The sequence below is a fragment of the Verminephrobacter eiseniae EF01-2 genome, assembly GCF_000015565.1.
GTDB lineage: Bacteria > Pseudomonadota > Gammaproteobacteria > Burkholderiales > Burkholderiaceae_C > Acidovorax > Acidovorax eiseniae.
Genome location: NC_008786.1, coordinates 5,409,188 through 5,431,438, shown reverse-complemented (window position 1 = coordinate 5,431,438; position 22,251 = coordinate 5,409,188). Strand labels below are relative to the sequence as shown.

24 protein-coding genes and 1 pseudogene are annotated in these 22,251 nt (G+C 65.0%); 15 read left to right on the top strand and 10 right to left on the bottom strand.

The genetic code is table 11. The annotated features are described in order from the left end of the window. Nucleotides 1-100: 100 nt before the first annotated feature. The gene (lexA, locus tag VEIS_RS23825) at nt 101-775 is read right to left on the bottom strand and encodes a transcriptional repressor LexA (protein WP_011812578.1); all 675 of its coding nucleotides are present in this window, start codon (nt 773-775) and stop codon (nt 101-103) included. A gap of 97 nt (nt 776-872) precedes the next feature. On the opposite strand from lexA, the gene VEIS_RS23820 reads away from it, so the two are divergent. Continuing rightward, nucleotides 873-1,844 carry a threonine dehydratase gene (locus VEIS_RS23820; protein WP_011812577.1) on the top strand — a complete coding sequence of 324 codons (972 nt, stop codon included), beginning with the start codon at nt 873-875 and terminating at the stop codon, nt 1,842-1,844. A gap of 337 nt (nt 1,845-2,181) precedes the next feature. On the opposite strand, the gene VEIS_RS23815 is transcribed toward VEIS_RS23820, so the two are convergent. Then, a complete protein-coding gene (locus VEIS_RS23815) occupies nt 2,182-2,439 on the bottom strand; it encodes a hypothetical protein (RefSeq protein ID WP_041950322.1) in 258 nt (85 codons plus the stop codon). A 20-nt stretch (nt 2,440-2,459) separates the two neighbouring features. Between VEIS_RS23815 and urtA the strand changes: the two genes are divergently transcribed. The 10 genes from urtA to VEIS_RS23765 all read left to right on the top strand — a co-directional run bounded on the left by urtA (nt 2,460) and on the right by VEIS_RS23765 (nt 12,784). Then, nucleotides 2,460-3,653: an urea ABC transporter substrate-binding protein gene (urtA, locus tag VEIS_RS23810; protein WP_011812576.1), complete on the top strand. Its 1,194-nt coding sequence runs from the start codon at nt 2,460-2,462 to the stop codon at nt 3,651-3,653. A 36-nt stretch (nt 3,654-3,689) separates the two neighbouring features. Then, entirely contained in the window at nt 3,690-4,592 is a 903-nt protein-coding gene (gene urtB, locus VEIS_RS23805; protein WP_011812575.1) for an urea ABC transporter permease subunit UrtB, read from the top strand. Nucleotides 4,593-4,596: 4 nt separating this feature from the next. Next, nucleotides 4,597-5,652: an urea ABC transporter permease subunit UrtC gene (gene urtC, locus VEIS_RS23800; protein WP_011812574.1), complete on the top strand. Its 1,056-nt coding sequence runs from the start codon at nt 4,597-4,599 to the stop codon at nt 5,650-5,652. A gap of 14 nt (nt 5,653-5,666) precedes the next feature. Further along, nucleotides 5,667-6,449 (top strand): urea ABC transporter ATP-binding protein UrtD, encoded by a 783-nt coding sequence (gene urtD / locus VEIS_RS23795; protein WP_049774122.1) that lies wholly within the window; start codon nt 5,667-5,669, stop codon nt 6,447-6,449. A gap of 14 nt (nt 6,450-6,463) precedes the next feature. Then, nucleotides 6,464-7,153 (top strand): urea ABC transporter ATP-binding subunit UrtE, encoded by a 690-nt coding sequence (gene urtE, locus VEIS_RS23790; protein ID WP_011812572.1) that lies wholly within the window; start codon nt 6,464-6,466, stop codon nt 7,151-7,153. A 42-nt stretch (nt 7,154-7,195) separates the two neighbouring features. Beyond that, complete coding sequence (locus tag VEIS_RS23785; RefSeq protein WP_011812571.1) at nt 7,196-8,233, top strand: aliphatic amidase; 1,038 nt, start codon at nt 7,196-7,198, stop codon at nt 8,231-8,233. A 72-nt stretch (nt 8,234-8,305) separates the two neighbouring features. Beyond that, complete coding sequence (locus tag VEIS_RS23780; protein WP_011812570.1) at nt 8,306-9,124, top strand: CbbQ/NirQ/NorQ/GpvN family protein; 819 nt, start codon at nt 8,306-8,308, stop codon at nt 9,122-9,124. Continuing rightward, entirely contained in the window at nt 9,121-10,824 is a 1,704-nt protein-coding gene (locus VEIS_RS23775) for a VWA domain-containing protein (protein WP_041950321.1), read from the top strand. Before VEIS_RS23780 ends, VEIS_RS23775 begins: the two co-directional genes overlap by 4 nt. 89 nt (nt 10,825-10,913) lie before the next feature. Then, nucleotides 10,914-12,131: an ABC transporter substrate-binding protein gene (locus VEIS_RS23770; RefSeq protein ID WP_011812568.1), complete on the top strand. Its 1,218-nt coding sequence runs from the start codon at nt 10,914-10,916 to the stop codon at nt 12,129-12,131. Nucleotides 12,132-12,133: 2 nt separating this feature from the next. Continuing rightward, complete coding sequence (locus tag VEIS_RS23765; RefSeq protein WP_011812567.1) at nt 12,134-12,784, top strand: ANTAR domain-containing response regulator; 651 nt, start codon at nt 12,134-12,136, stop codon at nt 12,782-12,784. Between the two features lie 97 nt (nt 12,785-12,881). Here VEIS_RS23765 and VEIS_RS23760 read toward each other — a convergent pair whose 3' ends face one another. Then, on the bottom strand, nt 12,882-14,759 hold the full coding sequence (locus VEIS_RS23760; RefSeq protein ID WP_011812566.1) for a DUF4209 domain-containing protein: 1,878 nt from the start codon (nt 14,757-14,759) through the stop codon (nt 12,882-12,884). A 702-nt stretch (nt 14,760-15,461) separates the two neighbouring features. Between VEIS_RS23760 and VEIS_RS23755 the strand changes: the two genes are divergently transcribed. The 4 genes from VEIS_RS23755 (at nt 15,462) to VEIS_RS23740 (ending at nt 17,636) form a co-directional block, all read left to right on the top strand. Then, nucleotides 15,462-15,692, top strand: coding sequence for a DUF433 domain-containing protein (locus VEIS_RS23755; RefSeq protein WP_011812565.1), 231 nt, complete (start codon nt 15,462-15,464; stop codon nt 15,690-15,692). Next, nucleotides 15,689-16,063 carry a DUF5615 family PIN-like protein gene (locus tag VEIS_RS23750; protein ID WP_011812564.1) on the top strand — a complete coding sequence of 125 codons (375 nt, stop codon included), beginning with the start codon at nt 15,689-15,691 and terminating at the stop codon, nt 16,061-16,063. Before VEIS_RS23755 ends, VEIS_RS23750 begins: the two co-directional genes overlap by 4 nt. 6 nt (nt 16,064-16,069) lie before the next feature. Beyond that, nucleotides 16,070-16,441 carry a hypothetical protein gene (locus VEIS_RS23745; protein WP_011812563.1) on the top strand — a complete coding sequence of 124 codons (372 nt, stop codon included), beginning with the start codon at nt 16,070-16,072 and terminating at the stop codon, nt 16,439-16,441. A 247-nt stretch (nt 16,442-16,688) separates the two neighbouring features. Then, the gene (locus VEIS_RS23740; protein WP_041951252.1) at nt 16,689-17,636 is read left to right on the top strand and encodes an asparaginase; all 948 of its coding nucleotides are present in this window, start codon (nt 16,689-16,691) and stop codon (nt 17,634-17,636) included. A gap of 114 nt (nt 17,637-17,750) precedes the next feature. Here the strand turns inward: VEIS_RS23740 and adk are convergent, their stop codons facing one another. The 7 genes and pseudogenes from adk to VEIS_RS23715 form a co-directional block, all read right to left on the bottom strand. Continuing rightward, nucleotides 17,751-18,407, bottom strand: coding sequence for an adenylate kinase (gene adk, locus VEIS_RS23735; protein ID WP_011812561.1), 657 nt, complete (start codon nt 18,405-18,407; stop codon nt 17,751-17,753). Nucleotides 18,408-18,540: 133 nt separating this feature from the next. Then, the gene (locus VEIS_RS30050) at nt 18,541-18,699 is read right to left on the bottom strand and encodes a hypothetical protein (RefSeq protein WP_198137929.1); all 159 of its coding nucleotides are present in this window, start codon (nt 18,697-18,699) and stop codon (nt 18,541-18,543) included. A 5-nt stretch (nt 18,700-18,704) separates the two neighbouring features. Then, nucleotides 18,705-19,523, bottom strand: coding sequence for a 3-deoxy-manno-octulosonate cytidylyltransferase (gene kdsB, locus VEIS_RS23730; RefSeq protein ID WP_011812560.1), 819 nt, complete (start codon nt 19,521-19,523; stop codon nt 18,705-18,707). Continuing rightward, nucleotides 19,520-19,702: a Trm112 family protein gene (locus tag VEIS_RS30990; protein ID WP_232287982.1), complete on the bottom strand. Its 183-nt coding sequence runs from the start codon at nt 19,700-19,702 to the stop codon at nt 19,520-19,522. Before VEIS_RS30990 ends, kdsB begins: the two co-directional genes overlap by 4 nt. Before the next feature lie 96 nt (nt 19,703-19,798). Continuing rightward, nucleotides 19,799-20,782: pseudogene (lpxK, locus tag VEIS_RS23725) on the bottom strand (tetraacyldisaccharide 4'-kinase); the annotation flags it as partial. 35 nt (nt 20,783-20,817) lie between these two features. Then, nucleotides 20,818-21,252 carry an ExbD/TolR family protein gene (locus VEIS_RS23720; protein ID WP_011812558.1) on the bottom strand — a complete coding sequence of 145 codons (435 nt, stop codon included), beginning with the start codon at nt 21,250-21,252 and terminating at the stop codon, nt 20,818-20,820. Continuing rightward, nucleotides 21,249-21,899: a MotA/TolQ/ExbB proton channel family protein gene (locus VEIS_RS23715; RefSeq protein ID WP_011812557.1), complete on the bottom strand. Its 651-nt coding sequence runs from the start codon at nt 21,897-21,899 to the stop codon at nt 21,249-21,251. The genes VEIS_RS23720 and VEIS_RS23715 overlap by 4 nt, the downstream gene beginning before the upstream one ends. Nucleotides 21,900-22,251: the final 352 nt, after the last annotated feature.

Genomic DNA, 22,251 nt, shown 5'->3' with positions numbered 1-22,251 from the left:
GTCTTTGGCATCGAACTATCGGATTTCGTCCTGATTCTTACGGCTATCTACACTTTCATGCTGATAGCGCTTAAGGCAGCGGTGTGGCCTTGCCTTGGGTTTACATCAGCATGGTGTTGCGGATCAGCCCGACGGCCAGGCCTTCGATTTCGAAAGGCTCGCCGGGCTGGACCACGATCACCGGGTAATCGGGGTTTTCGGGCAGCAGTTCGATGGTGCTGGCGGTGCGGCGCAGGCGCTTGACGGTGACATCGTCCCCCAGGCGGGCGACGATGATTTGGCCGTTGCGCGCCTCACGGGTGGCTTGCACGGCGAGCAGGTCGCCGTCGATGATGCCGGCGTCGCGCATCGACATGCCGCGCACTTTGAGCAGGTAGTCCGGCTTGTGCTGGAACAGGCCGTTTTCCACGCTGTAGGTCTGCTCTACATGCTCTTGCGCGAGAATGGGCGAGCCGGCTGCCACGCGCCCGATCAGCGGCAGCACCCATGGCGACGAACCGGGGTTGCCTGCGCCGGATGGGCCGGAGCGGGCGGCATGGATGGAGCGCAGCGTTTCGCTATGCAGGCGGATGCCGCGTGAGGTGCCGCTGACCAGTTCGATCGCGCCTTTGCGGGCCAGGGCTTGCAGATGCTCTTCGGCGGCGTTGGCTGACTTGAAGCCCAGTTCGGCTGCGATTTCTGCGCGGGTAGGAGGGGCGCCGGTGCGTGCCATGGTGTTCTGGATCAGGTCCAGGACTTGTTGCTGGCGGGCGGTGAGTTTCGGGTTGTCGAGCATGGGGGGCCTCCGGTGGTGTCGGTGACAGTGGCGTACAACTGTTTTTCAATCCAGTAGCTGTATTTTTAACCAGTTTTTCGGACACAGGGGATGAAACATGAATGATTTGTTGCTGCCAGGCCACGCCGAGATAGAACAAGCCGCCAAGCTCGTGTATGCCGCCATGCCGGCGACGCCGCAATATTCCTGGCCCTTGCTCAATGCCGCGCTCGGCACCGAGACCTGGGTCAAGCACGAGAACCATACGCCGACTGGCGCCTTCAAGGTGCGCGGCGGCCTGGTCTATCTGCAAGAGCGGCGTGCCAGCGGTGTGATTTCGGCCACCCGCGGCAATCACGGGCAGTCGGTCGGTTTTGCGGCGCGCCGCTATGGCATCGCCGCCACCATCGTGGTCCCGCACGGCAACAGCAAGGAAAAGAATGCCGCCATGCGCGCTCTCGGCGTGACCTTGGTCGAGCATGGCAAGGAATTTCAGGAAAGCCGCGAGCATGCCGTGATGCTGGCGCAGCGCGATGCCTTGCATATGATCCCCTCCTTTCACCGCGATCTGGTCTGCGGCGTGGCGACTTGCTGGATGGAGTTGCTGCGCGCGCAGCCTGATCTGGATGTGTTGTTCGTGCCGATTGGGCAGGGTTCGGAAATATGCGCTGCCGTGGCTGCCCGGCGCGCATTGAATCTGCGCACGCGCATCATCGGTGTGGTGTCGGCCCATGCGCTGGCGTACAAGCTATCGTTTGAGAGTCGCAGCAAGGTGGAGTCGCCGGTGACGACGCTCATCGCCGATGGCGTGGCCTGCCGCGTGCCGGACGAATCCTCGCTGGCAGTGATTTCCGATCAGGTTGAGGAAATCATGGCGGTGAGCGACGACGAAGTGGCCGCCGCCATGAAACTCTATTTCACCGCCACCCACAACGTCGCCGAAGGTGCTGGCGCGGCGGCGCTGGCAGCGGCCATGCAGATTCGCCCGCGCCTGGCGGGACTGCGCGTCGGCCTGGCATTATCGGGCGGCAATGTCGATCACGACATGTTTGCGCAGATACTCAGCCGCCCGGCTGTCAGGACGACATGACGACATGACGACATTGGCGCAAACACACCGCCTGCGCCTGGCTGCTGGTGCTGGTGCTGGTGCCGGACAAGCTGGCGCGCTGCCGTCGGTTGCCGGGTATGCAAGCGAGAGTCGCATCCGCCGGGGAATACGCTGGGGTCGGGCCGGAGTCGGGTCGGAGTCGGGCCGAAAATGGCGATGGCCTGGCTGGGCGGCAACCGGGCAGCGCGACGGGCCGATCGTCAGCGCATCGAGCGCCTTATGTACATATTTTGCACTTTAGACAACTAGGGAAAACGCTTATATTCATGCCGGGCTGAATTGAGAAGAATCCGCCCCAACGAGCAATCGTTACCAGTCATACGACACCCGCTGCCAATGCTGCCAGCGAGGCGTCGGGCAATAAAGCCCGAATCGGTTTCAACACCGGTTCGGGCTTTTTTGTTTTCTCGGTCGCATCGAAGCCCTTGCCAAACGGATGCGCGTCATCCAGTGGCGCAGCTTTGCCCGAAGAAAACCGGTGGCGTTCCAGGCTCGTTTGCAGCGGCCATGCGGCGGGAGAAGGCGCCCGATGCGCGGCTTCGAAGATCGGATGTTCCCGATGACCAGCGCCCACACAGAGCAAAGGAATTTGACATGACGAACCCCTTCAACCGCCGCCAGATCGTCAAGACCGGCGGCTCGATGATCGTGCTGGGCGCCGCAGGCGGTGTCGCCAGGCTGGCCGCCGCGCAGGACGGTGCCACCGTCAAGCTCGGGCTGCTGCATTCGCTGTCGGGCACCATCGCCATCGCCGAGGCTGCGCTGGTCGATGCCGAGAAACTGGCCATCGAACAGATCAACGCCGCCGGCGGCGTGCTGGGCAAGAAGATCGAGGCCGTGGTGGAAGACGGCGCCAGCGAGAACCCGGTGTTCGCCGAAAAGGCGCGCAAGCTGCTCGAGCGCGACAAGGTCGCGGCCATCATCGGCTGCTACACCTCGGCCTCGCGCAAGGCGCTGCTGCCGGTGCTGAGCCAGGCCAAGGGCTTGTTGTTCTACCCGACCTACTACGAGGGCCAGGAGCAGGACAAGCGCGTGTTCTACCCCTCGCAGGAGGCCACGCAGTCGGTGATCGCGGCGGTCCAATGGATGGCGCGCGAGAAGGGCAAGAGCTTCTTCCTCGTCGGCTCCGACTACATCTATCCGCGCACCTGCAACAAAATTGCCAAGCCGGCCATCACCAAGGCCGGCGGCAAGGTGGTGGGTGAGGAATATGCGCCGCTGGGCCACACCGAGTTCTCGTCGATCATCAACAAGATCAAGGCCGCCAGGCCCGACTGCATCTACAGCACGGTGGTGGGCGGCTCCAACGTGGCCTTCTACAAGCAACTGCGCGCAGCGGGACTCGATGGCGCCAGGCAGGTGCTGCTGTCGACCGTGGTGTCGGAAAACGAGATCGAAGGCATCGGCAAAGACAACGCCGCCGGCTACTACGCCTGCATGGGCTACTTTCAGAGCATCGAGTCGCCGGCCAACGAGAAGTTTGTGCAAGCCTTCAAGGCCAAGTATGGGTCGGAGCGCGTGATCGGCGACCCGATGGAGGTGGCCTACAACTGCGTGTATCTGTGGAAACTGGCGGCCGAGAAGGCCAAGTCGTTCGATGTCGACAAGGTCACGGCCGCCGCGGCCGGCGTGGAGATCGAAGCGCCCGAAGGCACGGTGCGCGTGCACGCCAGCAACCACCATGTATGGAAGAAGGTGCGCGTGGGCCGTGCGCGGCCCGATGGCCAGTTCGACATCGTGTGGGAATCGTCCGGACTGATCGAGCCCAACCCCTTCCCCAAGGTCTGACGGCCCAGCGCAAACCGGCAACCAGCGGCAGGCGACATGAACTTCGACATTGCGGTGATGCAGATGTTCAACGGCGTGAGCCTGTTCACCATCTTGCTGCTGATGGCCATCGGGCTGGCCATCGTGTTCGGCCTGATGGGCGTCATCAACATGGCGCACGGCGAGCTGATGGCGCTGGGCGCGTACATGACCTACCTGGCGGCGCGTTTCTTCGGGCACTTCGCGCCGGGCTGGATGGATCTGTACCTGTTCGCCGCGATCCCGTTCGCGTTTGCCGTGACCTTCGCGTTCGGCTATCTGCTCGAGCGCGGCTTCATCCGCTTTTTCTACGACCGGCCGCTGGACACGCTGCTGGCCACCTGGGGCCTGAGCCTGATGTTGCAGCAGTCCTACCGCTCCATCTTCGGCGCGCAGGAGGTGAGCGTGCCGCTGGCCTCGTGGCTCGCGGGGGCGTGGGAGCCGACGGCGGGCATACAGTTGCCGCTGACGCGCATCTTCATCGCCGGGCTGACGGCCGTCGTCGCCATCGGCGTGTACCTGCTGCTATACCGCACGCCGTGGGGGCTGAAGGTGCGCGCGGTGACGCAAAATCGCGCCATCGCCGGCGCGGTGGGCATCGACACCCGCCGCGTCGATGCGATGACCTTCGCGCTCGGTTGCGGCCTGGCGGGCATCGCGGGCGCGGTGTTCACGATGATCGGCTCGACCAACCCCGGCACCGGCCAGCTCTACATCGTCGACGCGTTCATCGTGGTGGTGTTCGGCGGCGTGCAAAGCCTGATCGGCACGGCCCTTTCGGGCTTTGCCATCGCGCAGGCGCAGACCTGGCTGGAGTACCTGATGAGCGGCTCGATGGCCAGGGCCACGATTTTGCTGCTGGCGATTGCGGTGCTGTGCCTGCGGCCCAACGGGCTGTTCGCGATACGGTCGCGGGGTTGACGGCATGCGCAACCGGCTTTGTGCTGAACGCAAGGGCGATCTCGCCGGCATGGCCGCCGTGCTGCTGCTACTGGCCGTCGTGCTGCCGGCCACGCTCGACCCCTTCCGGCTGAACCTCGTGAGCAAGTACCTGGCTTTCGCGTTCGTCGCGGTCGGCGTGGTGCTGACCTGGGGCTACGGCGGCGTGCTGAGCCTGGGCCAGGGCATGTTCTTCGGCCTCGGCGGCTACATGATGGCCATGTTCCTCAAGCTCGAAGCCTCGGCGCCCGAACTGCCGGACTTCATGGTGTGGAGCAGCGTCGAGCAGTTGCCCTGGTGGTGGATTCCATTTCACTCGCTGGGCTGGACTGTCGCGGGCATCCTTGCGATTCCGGCCGTGCTGGCGTATCTGTTTTCCTACGCGATTTTCAAGCGGCGCGTGAGCGGCGTGTACTTCGCGATCGTCACGCTGTCTCTGGCGCTGGCGCTCACCGTGGTGGTGGTCGGCCAGCAGGGCGAGACCGGCGGCGCCAACGGCATCACCGATTTCCGCACGCTGCTGGGCCGGGACATTACCGGCGACGATGCCAAGCGCGTCATGTACTTCGTCGAGGTGCTGGCCATCGCGCTGGTGATGGCCGTGTCGCTGGTGATCGTGCGCAGCCGCTTCGGCAAGATCCTGATCGCGATTCGCGACAAGGAAGACCGCGTGCGCTTCAGCGGCTACGACACGGCGCACATGAAGGCCTTCGTGTTCGCGCTGGCCGCCGTGCTGTCGGCCATCGGGGGCGCCTTCTACAGCCTGCAGGTGGGGTTGATCGCGCCGGGCGTGATCGGCGTGGTCGCTTCGGTGGAGATGGTGATCTATGCGGCGGTCGGCGGGCGGCTGTCGATTCCGGGCGCGGTGATCGGCGCGCTGCTGATCGGTTTTCTCAAGTCGTACCTGTCGGAGACTTTTCCCGAAGGCTGGCTGTACTTCCTGGGTGCCGTCTTCATCCTCGTGGTCTGGGCCATGCCGAACGGCCTTGCCGGCCTGGGCCGGACGTTGCTGCGTAGATGCAGCGCGCAGGCCGCGCCATGAGCATCGCGCTGGCCATGCCCGGCGGCAGCTTGCCGCAGGCGGCTGCGGGGTTCGCCGATGCGAACGAGCAGATTCTGCGTGTCGAGGGGCTCACGGTCTCCTTCGACGGGTTCAAGGCCGTGGACGGCCTGAGCCTCTCGGTCGAGCGCAACGAGCTGCGCGTGATCATCGGCCCGAACGGCGCGGGCAAGACCACGCTGCTGGACATGATCTGCGGCAAGACCCGGCCGAGCGCGGGCCGGGTGCTGTTCAACGGCCAGGACCTCGGCCGCCTGAACGAGTATGAGATCGTGCGCACCGGCGTGGGCCGCAAGTTCCAGACGCCCTCGGTCTATGAGGACCTCACGGTGTTGGAGAACTTCGAGCTCTCGCTGCCGCGCATGCACGGCCTGCTGCAGTCGCTGGGCTTTCGCCGCACGCCGGCACTGCGCGCGCGCATCGATGCGATGGCCGGGCAGGTCTTTCTGAGCGAGCGCATCGGCGACCGCGCCGGACAACTCAGCCATGGCCAAAAGCAATGGCTGGAGATCGGAATGCTGCTGATGCAGGAGCCGGAACTACTGCTGCTCGACGAACCGGTCGCCGGCATGAGCGCGCGCGAGCGCGAGCAGACCGGCGACCTGCTGCGGCGCATCTCGGCCGGCAAGTCGGTGGTGGTGATCGAGCACGACATGGATTTCGTCAAACGCATCGCGCACCGTGTGACGGTGCTGCACCAGGGCCGGTTGCTGAGCGAAGGCACGGCGGCCGAGGTGCAGGCCGACCCGCGCGTGATCGCCGTGTACCTCGGCCATTGAAGGAGATGGCAAAGATGCTCGAAGTCTGCGAACTGAACGTCGCCTACGGCGAGTCGAATGTCATCCGCGATTTGTCGCTGCGTGTCGCGCCGAACGAGGCGCTCGCCATCATGGGGCGCAACGGCATGGGCAAGACCACGCTGCTGAAATCGCTCATCGGCCTCTTGCCCGCGCGCGCCGGCAGCATCCGCCTGGACGGCGCCGACATCACGAAGCTGCCGAGCTACCAGCGTGTGGCGCAGGGCCTGGCCTTCGTGCCGCAGGGGCGCATGGTGTTTCCGCTGCTGACGGTGGAGCAGAACATCCTCTCGGGCGCAGCGAAGTCGGGGCATCGCACGGTGCCCGATGACATCTACCGCTTCTTTCCCGTGCTCGAGGACATGAAACAGCGCCGCGCCGGCAACCTCTCGGGCGGCCAGCAGCAGATGCTGGCGCTGGCGCGCGCGCTGATCTCCAGGCCCCGGGTGCTGATCCTCGATGAGCCGACCGAGGGCCTCCAGCCTTCGATCATCGAGGAGATCGCGCAGACGCTGAACCTGCTGCGCGCCGAGCGCGGCTTTGCCATCGTGGTGTCGGAGCAGGTGCTGAGCTTCGCGCTCGACCTGGCCGACCGCTTTCTCGTCATCGACCGCGGACGCATCGTGCACGACGCAGCGCGCTCAAACCTCGACCAGGACAAGGTCAGGTCCTTCCTGACCGTGTGACCCCTTGCATTTTTTCCCAACCACCCTTTCAGGAGCAGCGTCATGAGACATGGTGATATTTCGAGCAGCAACGATTGCGTCGGCGTCGCGGTCGTCAACTACAAGATGCCCCGCCTGCACACCAGGGCCGAGGTGCTGGACAACGCCCGCAAGATCGGCGAGATGCTGGTCGGCATGAAAAAAGGCCTGCCGGGCATGGACCTGGTGATCTTTCCGGAGTACTCCACGCACGGAATCATGTACGACGCCAAGGAGATGTACGACACCGCCGCCACCGTGCCCGGCGAAGAAACGGCGATCTTCGCGCACGCCTGCCGCCGCGCCAGCGTCTGGGGCGTGTTCTCGCTGACCGGCGAGCGCCATGAAGAGCACCCGAACAAGGCGCCGTACAACACGCTGATCCTGATGAACGACAAGGGCGAGATCGTGCAGAAGTACCGCAAGATCATGCCGTGGGTGCCCATCGAAGGCTGGTATCCGGGCAACTGCACCTACGTCAGCGAAGGCCCCAAGGGCATGAAGATGAGTCTGATCATCTGCGACGACGGCAACTACCCCGAGATCTGGCGCGACTGCGCGATGCGCGGCGCCGAGCTCATCATCCGCTGCCAGGGCTACATGTACCCGGCCAAGGAGCAGCAGATTCTGGTGTCCAAGGCCATGGCCTTCATGAACAACACCTATGTGGCGGTGGCCAACGCGGCCGGTTTCGATGGCGTGTACTCGTACTTCGGCCACTCGGCGCTGATCGGCTTCGACGGCCGCACGCTCGGCGAATGCGGCGAGGAAGAGATGGGCATCAACTACGCCGAACTCTCGATGGGCCTGATCCGCGATGCGCGCAAGAACGGCCAGTCGCAGAACCACCTGTTCAAACTCGTGCACCGGGGCTACACCGGCACCATCCATTCGGGCGACGGCGACAAGGGCCTGGCGGCCTGCCCCTACGACTTCTACACGCAGTGGATCAACGACCCCGAGGGCACGCGCCAGATGGTGGAGTCGTTCACGCGCACCACGGTCGGCACGCCCGAGTGCCCGATCGATGGCCTGCCGAACGAGCCGGCCAGGCACCGCTGAACCCCGGCGCGATCGATCCATGGACTACGGAAACACCTGCTTGACCGCCCCCAGGGAACTGCTTGCCACGCCATGAACGCCGCCAGCCCCGATCTGCTTGCCAGCTACCGCATCGACCGCGAGCCTTTCTACCGGCCTGCGGGCAATGAGGTGGCGCTCTACGAGCAGGCGTACCGCCACCGCATGCCGCTGATCCTCAAAGGCCCGACCGGCTGTGGCAAGACCCGCTTCGTCGAGCACATGGCGTGGTCGCTCGGGCGGCCACTGGTCACGCTGGCGTGCAACGAAGACATGACGGCCTCCGACCTCGTCGGGCGCTATCTGCTCGACGCCAATGGCACGGCCTGGCATGACGGCCCGCTGACACTGGCGGTGCGCCACGGCGGCATCTGCTACCTCGACGAGGTGGTCGAGGCGCGGCAGGACACGACGGTGGTGATCCACCCGCTGACAGACGCGCGCCGCATCCTGCCGCTCGACAAGAAGGGCGAACTGGTGCGCGCGCACCCCGACTTCCAACTGGTGGTGTCGTACAACCCCGGCTACCAGAGCAGCGCGAAGGACATGAAGCCTTCGACACGGCAGCGCTTCGCGGCGCTGGAGTTCGACTACCCCGACAGCGGCCTCGAAGCGGAGATCGTCGCGCATGAGGCCGGGGTCGGAACCGACCTGGCCGCGAAACTGGTGGCGATTGCGCGCTGTTCGCGCGCGCTCAGGCAGCGCGGGCTCGACGAAGGCATATCGACGCGCATGTTGATCTACGCCGGCTTGTTGATCCGCGATGGCGTGTCGCCACGCGACAGTTGCGACATGACGATGGCACGCGCGCTCACCGATGACCCTGACATGGCCAGCGCGCTGCAGGGCTTCGTCGCCGCGCAGTTCGAATGAGCCACGGCCACGCCCTCACCTTTGACGCGCTGGGCCTGCTGGCGCGCGGGCTGGCCGGTGTCGACATGGCGGTGCAGCCGCTGGCCACCGTGCCGGGCAGCGCAAACCGGTTGCCGCTGAACGCGCTCGCGCCGCTTGCGCGCGCCGTGCTCACGCCGAAGCGGCTGCTGTTGCCCGAAGGCAGCGACGCCCGACTGCACCGCGCGATGGTCGCCCATGCGGCGGCGCATCTTCGGCACTCGGCGCCCGCCAGGCCGGCACGCCCGCTCGGGCCCATGGGCATCGCGCTGGCATCGGCCATCGAGGACGCCCGGGTCGAACAACTGCTGTGCCGCGACTTCCCCGGTGTCCGGCGCTGGTTCGTCGACGCTTTGGCGCCGCCGCCCGATGCGTCCGACCTGGGCTTTGCGGCATTCATCGCGCGCATGGACCGCCTGCTGATGCTGCCCGCCTGGCAGGACGACAACCACTGGGTCAACAAAGCGCGCCGCCTGTTCGACGCGACCGTGGCCCGCGCAGGGCTGGAGGACTACGCCGCCTTCCGCGCCATCGCCTCGATCCTCGCCAACGACCTCGGCCAGATGCGCGTGCGCCTGGACCCGCAGCACTGCGCGGTGCCGGCGCCCTGGCGCGACGACAACAGCTACCTCTGGGATTTCGGCGCGGCCCAAACGCCGCCGGACGACACCATCGCGCTGCAAGCCTCGGGCGCATGGCCGCCGCCGCCGGCCGAAGCCACCGGTGACGGCAGCGGCCCGTCCCCCGCAGGCGGCGCCGAACTGGAACTGGGCCGCTACCGCTACCCCGAATGGGAGCGCCAACAGGAACGCCTGCGGCCCGGCTGGTGCACGGTGATCGAGAAGATGCCGGCATGGCAGGGCCTTTCGTCGATGCGCGAACAGAGGGCGGCGAACGACGAACGTCTCACCCCGCCCGCGCTGCCACGCGCGCGCCACCTGGAGCGCACGCGCCGGCTGCGCCGCCAGTGGGAAGGCGACGATGTCGATCTGAACGCGGCCATCGAGGCGCTGGTCGACCGGCGCCTGCGACTGCGGCCTGATCCGCGCCTGTTCATGCGCTCCGGCAAGGTGCTGCGCGCGACCAGCATGCTGGTGCTGCTCGACCTGTCGGAGTCGGTGAACCACCCGGGGCCGGGCCAGACCTGTTCGCTGCTCGACATCGAAAAGCAGGCCGCACTGCTGCTGGCCGCATCGAATGCGCGCAACAGCGCAGACCGGCTGGCGATCCACGGCTTTTCGTCCAACACGCGCAACGAGGTGTACTACTACCGCCTGCTCGAATTCGGCAAGCCGCTCCAGGCGAACGAGCGCGCCATGATAGGCGCGCTGCGCGGGCGCTATTCCACGCGCATCGGCGCCGCGCTGCGCCATGCCAGCGCGCACCTGCGCACGGAGCCGGCCGGGCAGCGCGCGCTATTGCTGGTGACCGACGGCGCGCCCTCCGACATCGACGTGCACGACCCGCAGTACCTGATCGAAGACGCCCGCATGGCCGTGGCCGAAGCACGCGCCGCCGGCGTGCGCACCGGCTGCATCGCAGTGGACAGCGCGGCCGATGCCTGCATGCGCCGCATCTTCGGCTGGCACAACTATTGCGCTGTTCACGACGCGCGCAGCCTGCCGGCGCGCCTGGCACGCATGCATGCGCGGCTCGTGTGCCAGGGCAATGGCGGCGCGTAGCGCAGACGGGCTGGCGCGCATGCGCACGGTGAATGTGCCTCCGGCAAACCGGGGAAAAATGATGGCCCACACACCCAGGAGACACCCCAGTGGCTGACAAGGACCCCATTCGCGTCGGCATCCTCTACTCGGAAACCGGCGTCACCTCGACCATCGGGCTGTCGCAGTTGCAGGGCGCGCTGCTGGCCATCGGGGAAATCAACGCCGCCGGCGGCGTCGATGGCCGCGAGATCGTGGCCGTGCGCCACGACCCGCAATCGAACCCCGCGCGCTACGCCCAACTGGCCGAAAAACTGATCGTGCAGGACCGCGTCAACGTGATCTTCGGCTGCTACATGTCGAGCAGCCGCAAGGCCGTGATTCCGGTGATCGAGAAGTGGAACAAGCTGCTGTTTTATCCCACGCTCTACGAGGGCTTCGAGTACTCGGGCAACGTGATCTACACCGGCGCCGCGCCGAACCAAAACAGCGTGCAACTGGCCGAGTTCATGACCACGCACTTCGGTGCGCGCGTGTACCTGATCGGCTCGGACTACATCTACCCCTACGAGTCCAACCGCATCATGGGCGAACTGGTGCTGCAGCGCCCCGGCAGCGAGAAACTGGGCGAGCGCTATGTGGCGCTGGACGCCACCGAAAAGGACTACCGCGCCATCATGGACGACATCCGCGACAAGCGGCCCGACTTCATCTTCTCGACCGTGGTGGGCGATTCCACCGCAAGCCTGTACCGCGCGTATGCCGAGGCGGGCTTCGACCCCAAGGCCATGCCGATCGCGAGCCTGACCACTTCGGAGGCCGAGATCTCGCAGATGGGCCATGGCGTGGCCACCGGGCACTTCACGGCTGCGCCGTATTTCCAGTCGATCGGCTCGGCCGCCAACCGGATCTGCCTGGCGCGGCTGCGCGCACGCTTCGGCGACGGCTGCGTGCCCAACCTGTGCTGGGAGGCTGCGTATTTCCAGATGCACATCTTCGCCAACGCTTATCGGCAGGCGGGCAGCGATGGCATCGCGGAGATACTGCCGCACATCCTTGGCAGCGAGTTCGACGCACCGCAGGGCCGCGTGAAGATCGACCCGAGCAACCATCACACCTGCCTCTACCCGCGCGTGGGCCGGGTCGATGCGCACGGGCAATTCACCATCGTGCGGCAGGCCACGCGCGCGGTGTACCCCGACCCGTACCTCGTCACCCATTCGCTGGGCGACTGGACGGCCAGGCTCGACACACTGGAGGCCCGGGATGAACCCTGCCCCGACGAGGGAGCACAAGCCTGCCTTGGCGCGGCCCGGCGGGAGGTCTGAGCGTGGCGGACGGCGCAGCCCCGAAAAGACACACCCTGCGGGTGACCTCGCCGCAATTGAAAGAGCTGCGGCTGCTGAAGATCGCGGTGCTCCACCCCGACGACGCAGACGGGCGCCAACTGACGCAGCAGTTGCAGCGCATCGGCTGCCAGGTGCAAGTCTTCTGGCCGCCGGTGCAAGTCCTGCCCGAAGGCATCGATGTCGCCTTCATGGCGGTGCAGCCAGACTTCATCAACCTGCGCTTCGAGTGGGCGCACAGCGAAGACGCCCCTGCCATCATCGCGGTCGTCACCTACGAGAACCCGACCATCGTCGAAGCCGTGCTGGAGATCGGCGCCAAGGCGGTGCTGCCTTCGCCGGTGCGCTCGTTCGGGCTGCTGTCGGCGCTGGTGGTGGCGCGCGAGGCGCACAAGGAAAGCCGCTCGCTCGCGCGGCGCCTGCGCAAGGTCGAGGCCAAACTGCTCGGCGTGCGGCAACTCACCGAAGCCAAGGCCGTGCTGATGAAGACGCACAACGTGTCCGAAGGCCAGGCCTACGACCTGATCCGCGAACAGGCGATGAGCAAGCGCACGACCATGGAAGAGATTGCCGCCGCCATCGTCAACGCCAGCGAGATCCTCTCGCTGGGCGTGCACAAGGCCGGGCAGGGCTGAAAGCTGAAGGTTGAAGGCTGGAACGGCTGGCGAAAGGTCGTCGGCACTCTCGGCGCACTCTGCGTGGCGCGGTCCCTGCGGCGGGGACTGCCATCACTCAGTCGTCTGGACCTGCCTCGCCCTCTGTCGCGCTCTTGTGCGCCATGTTCCACCAAGGGTGAAAGACGAGATGCAACCCTAACCACCACGCATAAATGGCAAATGGCGAATGGAACGCTTCTTCGTCGAGCAGTCCATGGGCGAGTTCGTTGCGCAAATTGGGGCCGAAAGCATCGCAGAACAGTGCCCTGAGCTCAAAGGCGAGATTCCTGCCGAAAACCTGCTCGGCTTCTGGCAGATTCATCAAGGTACTCATCCCGTTTTCGTTTTCAATCCCATCCTTGTCGAGATTCGTTGTCTTGGCCCCTGCTTGTTTGAGGTGTACGCGAACCAAGTGCTCGATCTGCGGCAGCAATAGGTGCAGCGCCGTGACAAAGTCTCGGTCGAAGCCCGCGAACAATGCCTTGCCGAAAAGCCCGGCTCGTCCTTTCGGGACGATGGGTGATTGATTGGCGATATCGACGAAATCGGCCTCGCGCAACCGGTGTTCAAGCAACAGGACTTCGAGAGCCGGCAAGATGATGCCATGGGCCGCGATACCGACATTCTTGCTGTAGAGATGAATCATCTGATAACGGATGGCGTCTTCGTTATCTTCCGTCGGCTTCGCATTGAAGTTCATCGGCGGCCGCTTTGCGATCACCCGACCGTCTTGACTCCTCACGGTCATTGCAACCGACCACTGAATAGGGAATTCTCGCATCTGTTCCAACGTGCGATTGCGCAATTCGTCCACCTTCGCTGCTCCATCACAGAGATGCGCAAAAACCAGGAGTGCCTCGGTAGCCGATTTCCCGCGGACAGATATACGAACCTTTTCGGCAAGTGAAGTGATGTCGATGCCCGGGGTGCTGATTCGCGTCATTTCACCCAGGGTCTTCTCTCCAGACTCATTCAGATGAGCGTGAAGCTCGGCGACCCTCTCATCAACTCGGTGCGCGGTACGCTCAGTTTTTGGAATCGTTCGATAAATCTGGATGGCATTTTCGTAAAAACTTGCTGCTGCCATGTGACTCGGATTGTCTGACGAGACCCGGGCGACGGCTTCCTTGACCCAGTTCTCGGCAACAAATACCGTCATCTCGGCTGATTTTGCCTTGTCAGGGACGGTTCTGTACCAGTCGGCGGATGCGGAGAAATACTTACGCGCATTGTACAAATTCCTTTCGCCATCGAATTCCCGAGCCAGTGTTTCCAGTTTCTGCGCGATATCGGTTTGATGAAGTCGTCCCCATCCGTTCGTTTTCAGCAGTCTCGCCAACCAGAGCCCGAGAAAATCATCTTGTCTCGTTGCGGCATTGAACGAAGCGACGATATGAGTCTCCATTTGCTCAAGCCGGTCGCCAGCGCTGACTTTGATCATCTGGGCCAGGCTGATGGCTCGCTCCCAACATTTCTCCCCATCGTGAACCCACGTCTCTGCGTCCAGCGGGATGTCACGATATGCGTCGATGGCCATGAGTGCGAACTTCACATTCCTGGGCTTTCCTTTTAACCAAACCAGATCGGCAAGACGCGCACGCAGCCGGATATCGGTCACCGTTTCGGCGATCTCGGCGAAAAATTCAACGTCGGTGGCGGTCAGATCGTCCGGAATCGCCGTACGACGACCATTGGTAAATATGATGGATGGCTTGAATGGTTCGTTCTGACTTGATGGCGACAGCATCATTGAGCAGACATCAGCAAGTAGCCAGAGCACCTTGCCGTGCTCGTTCCGATTCTCATCAATGGCCTTGCGCTCAGCGACTGAGAGTGCCTGCGACATCGCGTAGTAACCTTCAAGCGGCGTTTGATTCAGCACCACATCCCATCCGCTGTCAGCGAAGTCTTTTCTCGTGATCACCAAGTCGGTGGGGTAACGGTGGTCAGTCATGTGCCATATGTCCTGTCGTTCAGGTCCTCATTATCGGGTGCGGAGCCTGCGTCTGTCGTCGCAATCGTTGCTGCAAATTTGCGTGCATGGATTCCTGCGCGAGCGCTTTGAAAACCGCAGGTTCTCAATGGTCTGTGTTGGGCGCTTCGTCGTTCGGGCGAACCAGCTTGATGTCGGCAGCGCTGAGCGACGCCTGATCAGGAGCCAGCGCCTCGATCGTTTTCAAGTCGATTTCCAAGTTCCATCTCGTGATCTCGAACCAATGCCCGCGCCGCCAATGCAAGCCGTTGTTTGTGGGGAATATTGTAGCCCCGGCATTTCGATCGACCCGGCCAGCCCTTCCGCTGCCGGGCGGGCAGGGGGCTTGCACCCCGTGCAGCCGCAGCACCAGGGCCGGAGCATCAAATTTCCCGCAGATGAAGGATATTGGCGAGGTAGTCCGGGCTCCAGGCAGCGGCCTTGCGTTTTTTTGGCAGGCCCATGGCGCGAGAGTGGTCAGCACGAAACAGGTTCATGGCGGCGCGGCGCGGCAATGAGAAATTGAGTGCGGCATTGCGTAGCCGGATGGGGCAGGCGTCCTCTCCAAAGGTCACAGAATGAAAACAAACTTTGATGCTCCGGCCCTGTCATTTTCGTAAACGGCTCTTGAAATCATTTTCTCGAACCGATACCATGCAACGAGTTTCGATAAGGAACAGCAACATGGGTCAACTCAATCGCATCACCCAACAGCCCGAGGTCATGGGTGGCAAGGCGTGCATCTGCGGAATGCGCGTCACGGTCGGCATGGTCGTGGGCCAGATCGGCGCAGGTCGCAGCGCCGACGAAATCCTGACCGACTTCCCCTACCTGGAGCGCGACGACATCATGCAGGCGCTTCGCTACGCGGCATGGCGCGCCGATGAACGCGAGATCATGCTGGCCACAGCATGAAGCTGTTGGTTGATATGAACCTGTCGCCCCGTTGGGTCGATGTGCTGGCCGATGCAGGAATCGAGGCGGCACACTGGTCTGCGGTCGGAGCTTTCAACGCCCAGGACTCAGAAATCATGGCCTATGCCAGTGCGAGCAACTGTGTGGGGCTCACGCACGATCTGGATTTCGGCGCGATCCTCGCTGCCACCCACGGTGAAAAGCCGAGCGTGGTGCAGATTCGCGCGGAGGATGTCAGCCCGGACGCGATCGGCAAGCAAATCGTCATTGCCCTGCGACAAATGGCTTCCGAACTTGAAGAAGGTGCGTTGCTCACGGTCGATCCGAACCGCACGCGCTTGCGCCTGCTGCCATTGCAACTGAGGGGATGAGGGACGATGAGCATCTTCGAGCAACTCAATACAGCAGGCGGTGATCGAGCGGCCGGATTCTGGCGTCGTACTGAGGGATGGGCGCAGGAGGAACGCCTCTTGCGGGTCGTGCGAAAGATCGTGATCGATGGATCGACCGACCTGGTGCTCTGCCGTGGCAGCGCTGCACGCATGCTGGTGGCCAGCGAGGACCCGGAATGGCTCAGCCGCATCCACACCAATGTCGTCGGCGACAAGCTGCGTATCGAGCAAGACCCTATCGTGCTGGGCCGCACAAACATCACGAGGGGAAAAGGACGCCGGGTCACGCAGACGTTTCATGGGCCGATACAACAGGTGGTCTACGCAGCACCATTGCGGCACCACGGGCAGACTTGAACATGATCGGCGTTGCTGCGCCGGTTCCTGAACTTCCGCCGGCCTTGCCTGTTCTCCGCCGATGTCCCCGGCCCACGCAAACCCGGGCGCAGCAGATAGATATGTCTGCAGGTCGCCGAGTCGGATGAAAGCGCCCATCGCCCTTTCCCGCGCCCCGATATACTGGCCCGCTCTACCGCCGATCGCCTCGCTTGGCCTTGCCGATCCGGGGCCGTTTCAGACTCTCATACCTGAATTGGAAAAGACCGTGAGCAGGCAAAAAATTGTGGTTTTGGGCACCGGGGGCACGATTGCCGGCACCTCGGCACAGGCGGGGGACAATATCGGTTACACCGCAGCCCAGGTCGGGGTGGAGCAGTTGCTGGCGGCGGCGCCCGGTCTGCAAGCGCTTGCCGGCGGCGCGTTGCTCGCGGAGCAGGTGGCCCAGATCAACAGCAAGGACATGGACTGCGATATCTGGCGCGCACTGGCGCTGCGCTGTGCGCACCATTTGCAGGACCCGCAGGTGCGGGGTCTGGTCATCACCCATGGCACCGATACCCTGGAGGAGACGGCCTGGTTTCTGCACGCGGTGCTCGATGCCCGCAAGCCGGTGGTGCTGACCAGTGCGATGCGCCCGGCCACTGCGCTGACGCCCGATGGACCGCAGAACCTGCTCGACGCCGTTGCCGTGGTGCAGGCCGCCGGCGCGACGGGGGTGCTGGCAGTGGCTGCGGGCCGGGTGCATGGCGCGCAGCGGGTGCAAAAAATGCACCCGTACCGGGTCGATGCCTTCGGTTCGGGCGATGCAGGCCCCTTGGGCTGGGTCGAGGAGGGGCGGGTGCGCCTGGCACAGGGTTGGCCGCTGGCGCTTGAAAACAAACCATCGAACGCTCTTGAAAAGATAGCGAGTGCGAAAAGTTGGCCGAAGGTCGAGGTGCTCACCAGCCATGCCGGAGCCTGCGGGATGGTGGTGGACGCGCTGGTGCGCGCCGGGGTGCAGGGTCTGGTGGTGGCCTGTAGCGGCAACGGGAACATTCACCATGCGCTGGAAGCGGCGCTGCTGCGCGCTCAGGATGCGGGGGTGCGGGTGCTGCGCTGCACGCGCTGCCCCGAGGGGCAGGTGCTGGTCAAACCAGGCGATCGGCTGCCCGTTGCCCCGGGTGGGCTGTCGCCGGTGAAGGCGCGCATCGGGCTGATGCTCGATCTGCTGTGAGTCGGCGCCCCGTTCCATTCCTGAATCGTCCGCGCACTTTGCCGGCGTCGCTTGCCGCGCATCTGTCATCTGTACTGTCTGCGCTTCGCCTTCGCGAACGATTTGGCAATGGAATCAGCAGGCCAGCGCCTGCAGCGCGCGCGCGGTGATCTCATCGACGCGGCCTGTGCCGCTGATGCAGCGGTACCGGGGGGCGGCGGCGGGTTCGACCCGGGCCCAGTGGCTGTAGTAGTCCACCAGGGGGCGGGTCTGCGCGCTGTAGACCTGCAGGCGCTTTCTGACGGTTTCTTCCTTGTCGTCTTCGCGCTGTAGCAGTGCTTCGCCGGTCAGGTCGTCCTTGCCGTCGATCTTGGGCGGGTTGAACCGGACATGGTAGGTGCGACCGCTGGCCGGGTGCGAGCGGCGGCCGCTCATGCGCTCGATGATGGCCTCGAAGGGCACGTCGATTTCGAGCACGTAATCGAGCCTGACGCCTGCGGCCTTCAGCGCATCGGCCTGCGCAATGGTGCGGGGAAAACCGTCGAACAAAAAGCCTTGGGCGCAGTCCGGCTGCGCGATGCGCTCTTTGACCAGATGGATGATGATGTCGTCACTGACCAAGGACCCCGAGTCCATCACTGCCTTGGCCTGCAGGCCCAGTGGCGTGCCGGCCTTGACGGCGGCGCGCAGCATGTCGCCGGTGGAGATTTGCGGGATGCCGTATCGTTGGCAGATGAAGCCCGCTTGCGTGCCCTTTCCGGCGCCGGGGGCGCCCAACAGAATCAGTCTCATGGAAATCCTCAAAGGTTGTGGCGTACCAAGCCGCTGGATGCGCCCTGCGCCCGGGATGCGGTGCTGCGGTCGAGGATAGCATGTGGGCTGCGCTGGGATCCGTGGCCGGACGGGGCGGGTGTCGCGTCATCGGTCATCGGTCATCCGTCGGTCTGCGCTGGCCATCGGAGCGCAGCGCGGCGTTGCAGCGCTTGCCGATACGCTCGGTGCTCGGTATTGGCTGCGCGATGCGCTTTGCGCTGCGCTCCGATGGCTGCGCGCAGCCTGCGACATCTGACCGATGACGCGACACCAGACTCAGAGCAAAAGGCGGCGCACCCGTTCCAGGTCTTCGGGCGTGTCCACGCCCGGGCCGGCGGCGGCTGCGGTCAGGTGCACGGCGATGCGGTGGCCATGCCAGAGCGCCCGCAATTGTTCCAGCGCCTCGATGGTCTCGGTCGGCGCGGGCGCGAGTTGCGTCAATTGCCGCAGAAAGCCGGCGCGATAGCTGTAGATGCCGATATGGCGCAGCGGGGCATGGCCGGCCAATGTGCCCATGCCCGGCGCTGCGCCGGCGGAGCACCAGCCATGCTCTGCCGGGTTGCGCGCGAAGGGAATCGGCGCGCGGCTGAAGTACTGCGCCAGGCCGCGCGCGTCGAGCACCACTTTGACCACCTGGGGGTTGTGGTAGTCGGCCAGCGTTGCGATCGCATGTGCGGCCGTGCCCATGCCGGCTTCGGGCCGGGCGGGCAGCAGCGCCGCCACGGCATCGATGAGTTCGGGGGCGATCAGCGGTTCGTCGCCCTGCACATTGACGACGATATGCTGGTCCGCCAGCCCGAGCTGGGCGCAGGCCTCGGCCAGCCGGTCGCTGCCGCTGGCATGGTCGGCGCGGGTCAGGATCGCCTCCACGCCATGGGCGGCGCAGGCTTGCAGGATGCGGGCGTCATCGGTGGCCACCAGCACGCGGTCGGCTGCGCTGTGCACGGCACGCTTGGCCACCCGCACCACCATCGGCAGGCCGGCAAGGTCGGCCAGGGGTTTGCCCGGCAGGCGGGTCGATGCCATGCGCGCCGGGATCAGCACCGTGAAGCGGTCGTTCGCTGTCGAGTCCTGCGCGTCGGGCGCGGCGCTCACTGCTCCAGTTCCTCGTCGGTCAGCGGGCGGGCCTCGTTTTCCAGCAGCACCGGGATGCCATCGCGCACCGGGTAGGCCAGCCTGGCGCTGCGGGAGATCAGTTCCTGCGCTGCACGGTCATAGCGCAGCGGGCCTTTGGTGACAGGGCAGACCAGCAATTGCAGCAGTTTGGGGTCCATGGGGCGGTGGTTCTCCGGGAGGGTGGGTTCAGTCCCGGCGATGATAGCGGCGGCGTCGCTCCCCGGCGCGATTTCCGGCATGGCGCGCCGGGCCGGCAGCCAGGCATCGAGGGCGGCAAAAAAGCCGGGGTCGATGTGCAGCACCAGCGGCACGGCCAGCGCGTCCGGGTGCAAGGGCCACAGTTTGACCGCATCTTTTTCGGTGCAGATCAGCGTCAGGCGCGGGTCCGTCATGCGTTCCCAGCGCTGCAAGTCATAGTGGTCCGGCAGGGCCTCGGTATGCGCCAGCGTCAGTCCCCGGGCTTGCAGCATGGCAAAGAATTCGCCCGGCCGGGCCACGGCCGCCAGCGCATGCAGGGGCTGGCCTTGCAGCCGGGCCAGCGGCACTGCGGCTCCGTCCGAGCGCAATGCGCAGGGGGCCAGGCTGCGCTGCACGCCAAAGGCCGGGGCCGGCGATCCGCCGGGGGCGGCGCCGGCATGCAGCACGAAGTCCACGCTGCGTGGCCAGGGTTCGCGCAGCGGGCCGGCGGGCTGCAAAAAGCCGTTGCCAAGGCCCTGGTCGTTGAACACGCAAATTTCCAGATCCCGGCGCAGGGCCAGGTGCTGCAGGCCGTCGTCGCACAGGAGCACGTCGGTATCGGGGTGGGCGGCCAGCAGGGCGCGGGCGGCGCTGATGCGGCGCCGGGCGACAAAGACGGGGACGGCAGGCCCGTTGGCGAAATGGCGCGCGATCAGCGCGGGCTCATCGCCCACGGCGCTGGCCGGGCTGTCGGGCAGCACCGCGCGGCAGTCGCGGCGGCTGCGGCCATGGCCGCGTGCAATCACGCCAACGCGCAGGCCGCGCGCCTGCAGGTGGCGCGCCAGGGCGATGACCACGGGGGTCTTGCCCGCTCCGCCGGCAATCACATTGCCGACGACGATGACGGGGCGGCCCGGGTGCTGCGCCTTGAGCCATCCGGCCCGGTACAGCCCGCGCCGCGCTGCCACCAGGGCGCGATACAACTGTGCCAGCGGCCACAGCGCCCAGGCGGCCAGGCCGCGTTTTTGCCAGTACGCTGGCGCAACATGCCCTGCCGGCATGCGGGGCGGCTGCGGCCGCAAGGCGCCCATGCCGGTCAGCGACCGCTGGCCCGTGCCGAGGCCGAGGACTGCGTGGCAAACGTGATCTGGGCCAGGCCCAAGCGGCGCGCGGCCTCCATCACCGTGACCACGGACTGGTGCGAGGCCATGGCGTCGGCGCTGATGATCAGCACGCTGTCGCGGCCGGCCGGGGTGGCGCTGCGCAACGCTTGCACGATGGCCTCGAGGCTGCGCCCGTCGACGCCGGTCTGGTTGACCGCATAGCGGCCATTGGCAGCCACGGAAACGATCACTTCCCGGGGCCGGTCGCGCTGCTGCTCGGCGTCGGCCACGGGCAGCGTCAGTTGCAATTGCGTGAACTTGCTGTAGGTGGTGGTGAGCATCAGGAAGATGAGGACCACCAGCAGCACGTCGATGAACGGGATCAGGTTGATCTCGGGTTCGTCGCGGCAGAGGGTGCGGAAGTTCATCGCATTATCTGGCGCAGTTGCAGCATGTGGTGCACGAATTGCTCGGCGGCCAGTTCCAGCGTCAGCAGGTAGGCATCGACGCGGGCGCGAAAGTAGCGCCAGAAGATCAGCGCCGGGATGGCCACGATCAGCCCGAACGCCGTGTTGTACAGCGCGGTCGAAATGCCGTGCGCCAGCATGGCCGGGTTGCTGCCGCCGATGGCCTGGCCCATGTCGCCCGGGCCGGCCTGCGAGCCGAAGATCTCGATCATCCCGATCACGGTGCCCAGCAGGCCGAGCAAAGGGGCGGCGGAGGCGATGGTGGCCAGGGCCGGGAGGTATTTTTCCAGCCGGTGCGCCACGGCGCGCCCCGTGCCTTGCATGGCTGCGCGCAGCTCGGTTTCGCTGCACGCGGGGTTGCTGTTGAGGGCGCGCAGGCCGCTGGCCAGCACTTCGCCCAGGGCCGAATTCTGGGCGAGCTGGTTCACCACATCGGGGGGGGGCAGGGCCTTGAACGAGACGGTGATGGCTTCATCGAGCAATCGGGGGGGGGCGACGCGGGCTGTCTTCAGGGCCACGAAGCGTTCAAAAATCAATGCCAGTCCCAGGACGGAACACGCAATCAGGGGCCAGATGGGCCAGCCTGCAGCTTGTATGATGGACAGCAAATCTCACTCCCGCACAGATGAAAACAGTCGGCGATTATGACCCAGCCGGCGCGCCGCCTCGGGTCAGCAAACGTGACATGGCCGAGCATCTGTCTGCCGCCTCGTTCACCCACAAAAACAGTGGATAACTTTGTGGGCAACCCGGTTGGAGAACCTCGCGAAGCGGCGCCGCGCCGTGCTTGCAACAGATTGATGAAAAATCAGGCAGTGAAAAATCCATATAAATCAACAACTTACACGTATGCTGGTGTTTTTCGGACGGTTCCCGGGGCGGCATGGGGTATGCCCGCCGCTCGCCAGTTTCTGTGGAGTACTCGCATTTTGAACACCGCGCCAAAGCCCATCGGGTCTC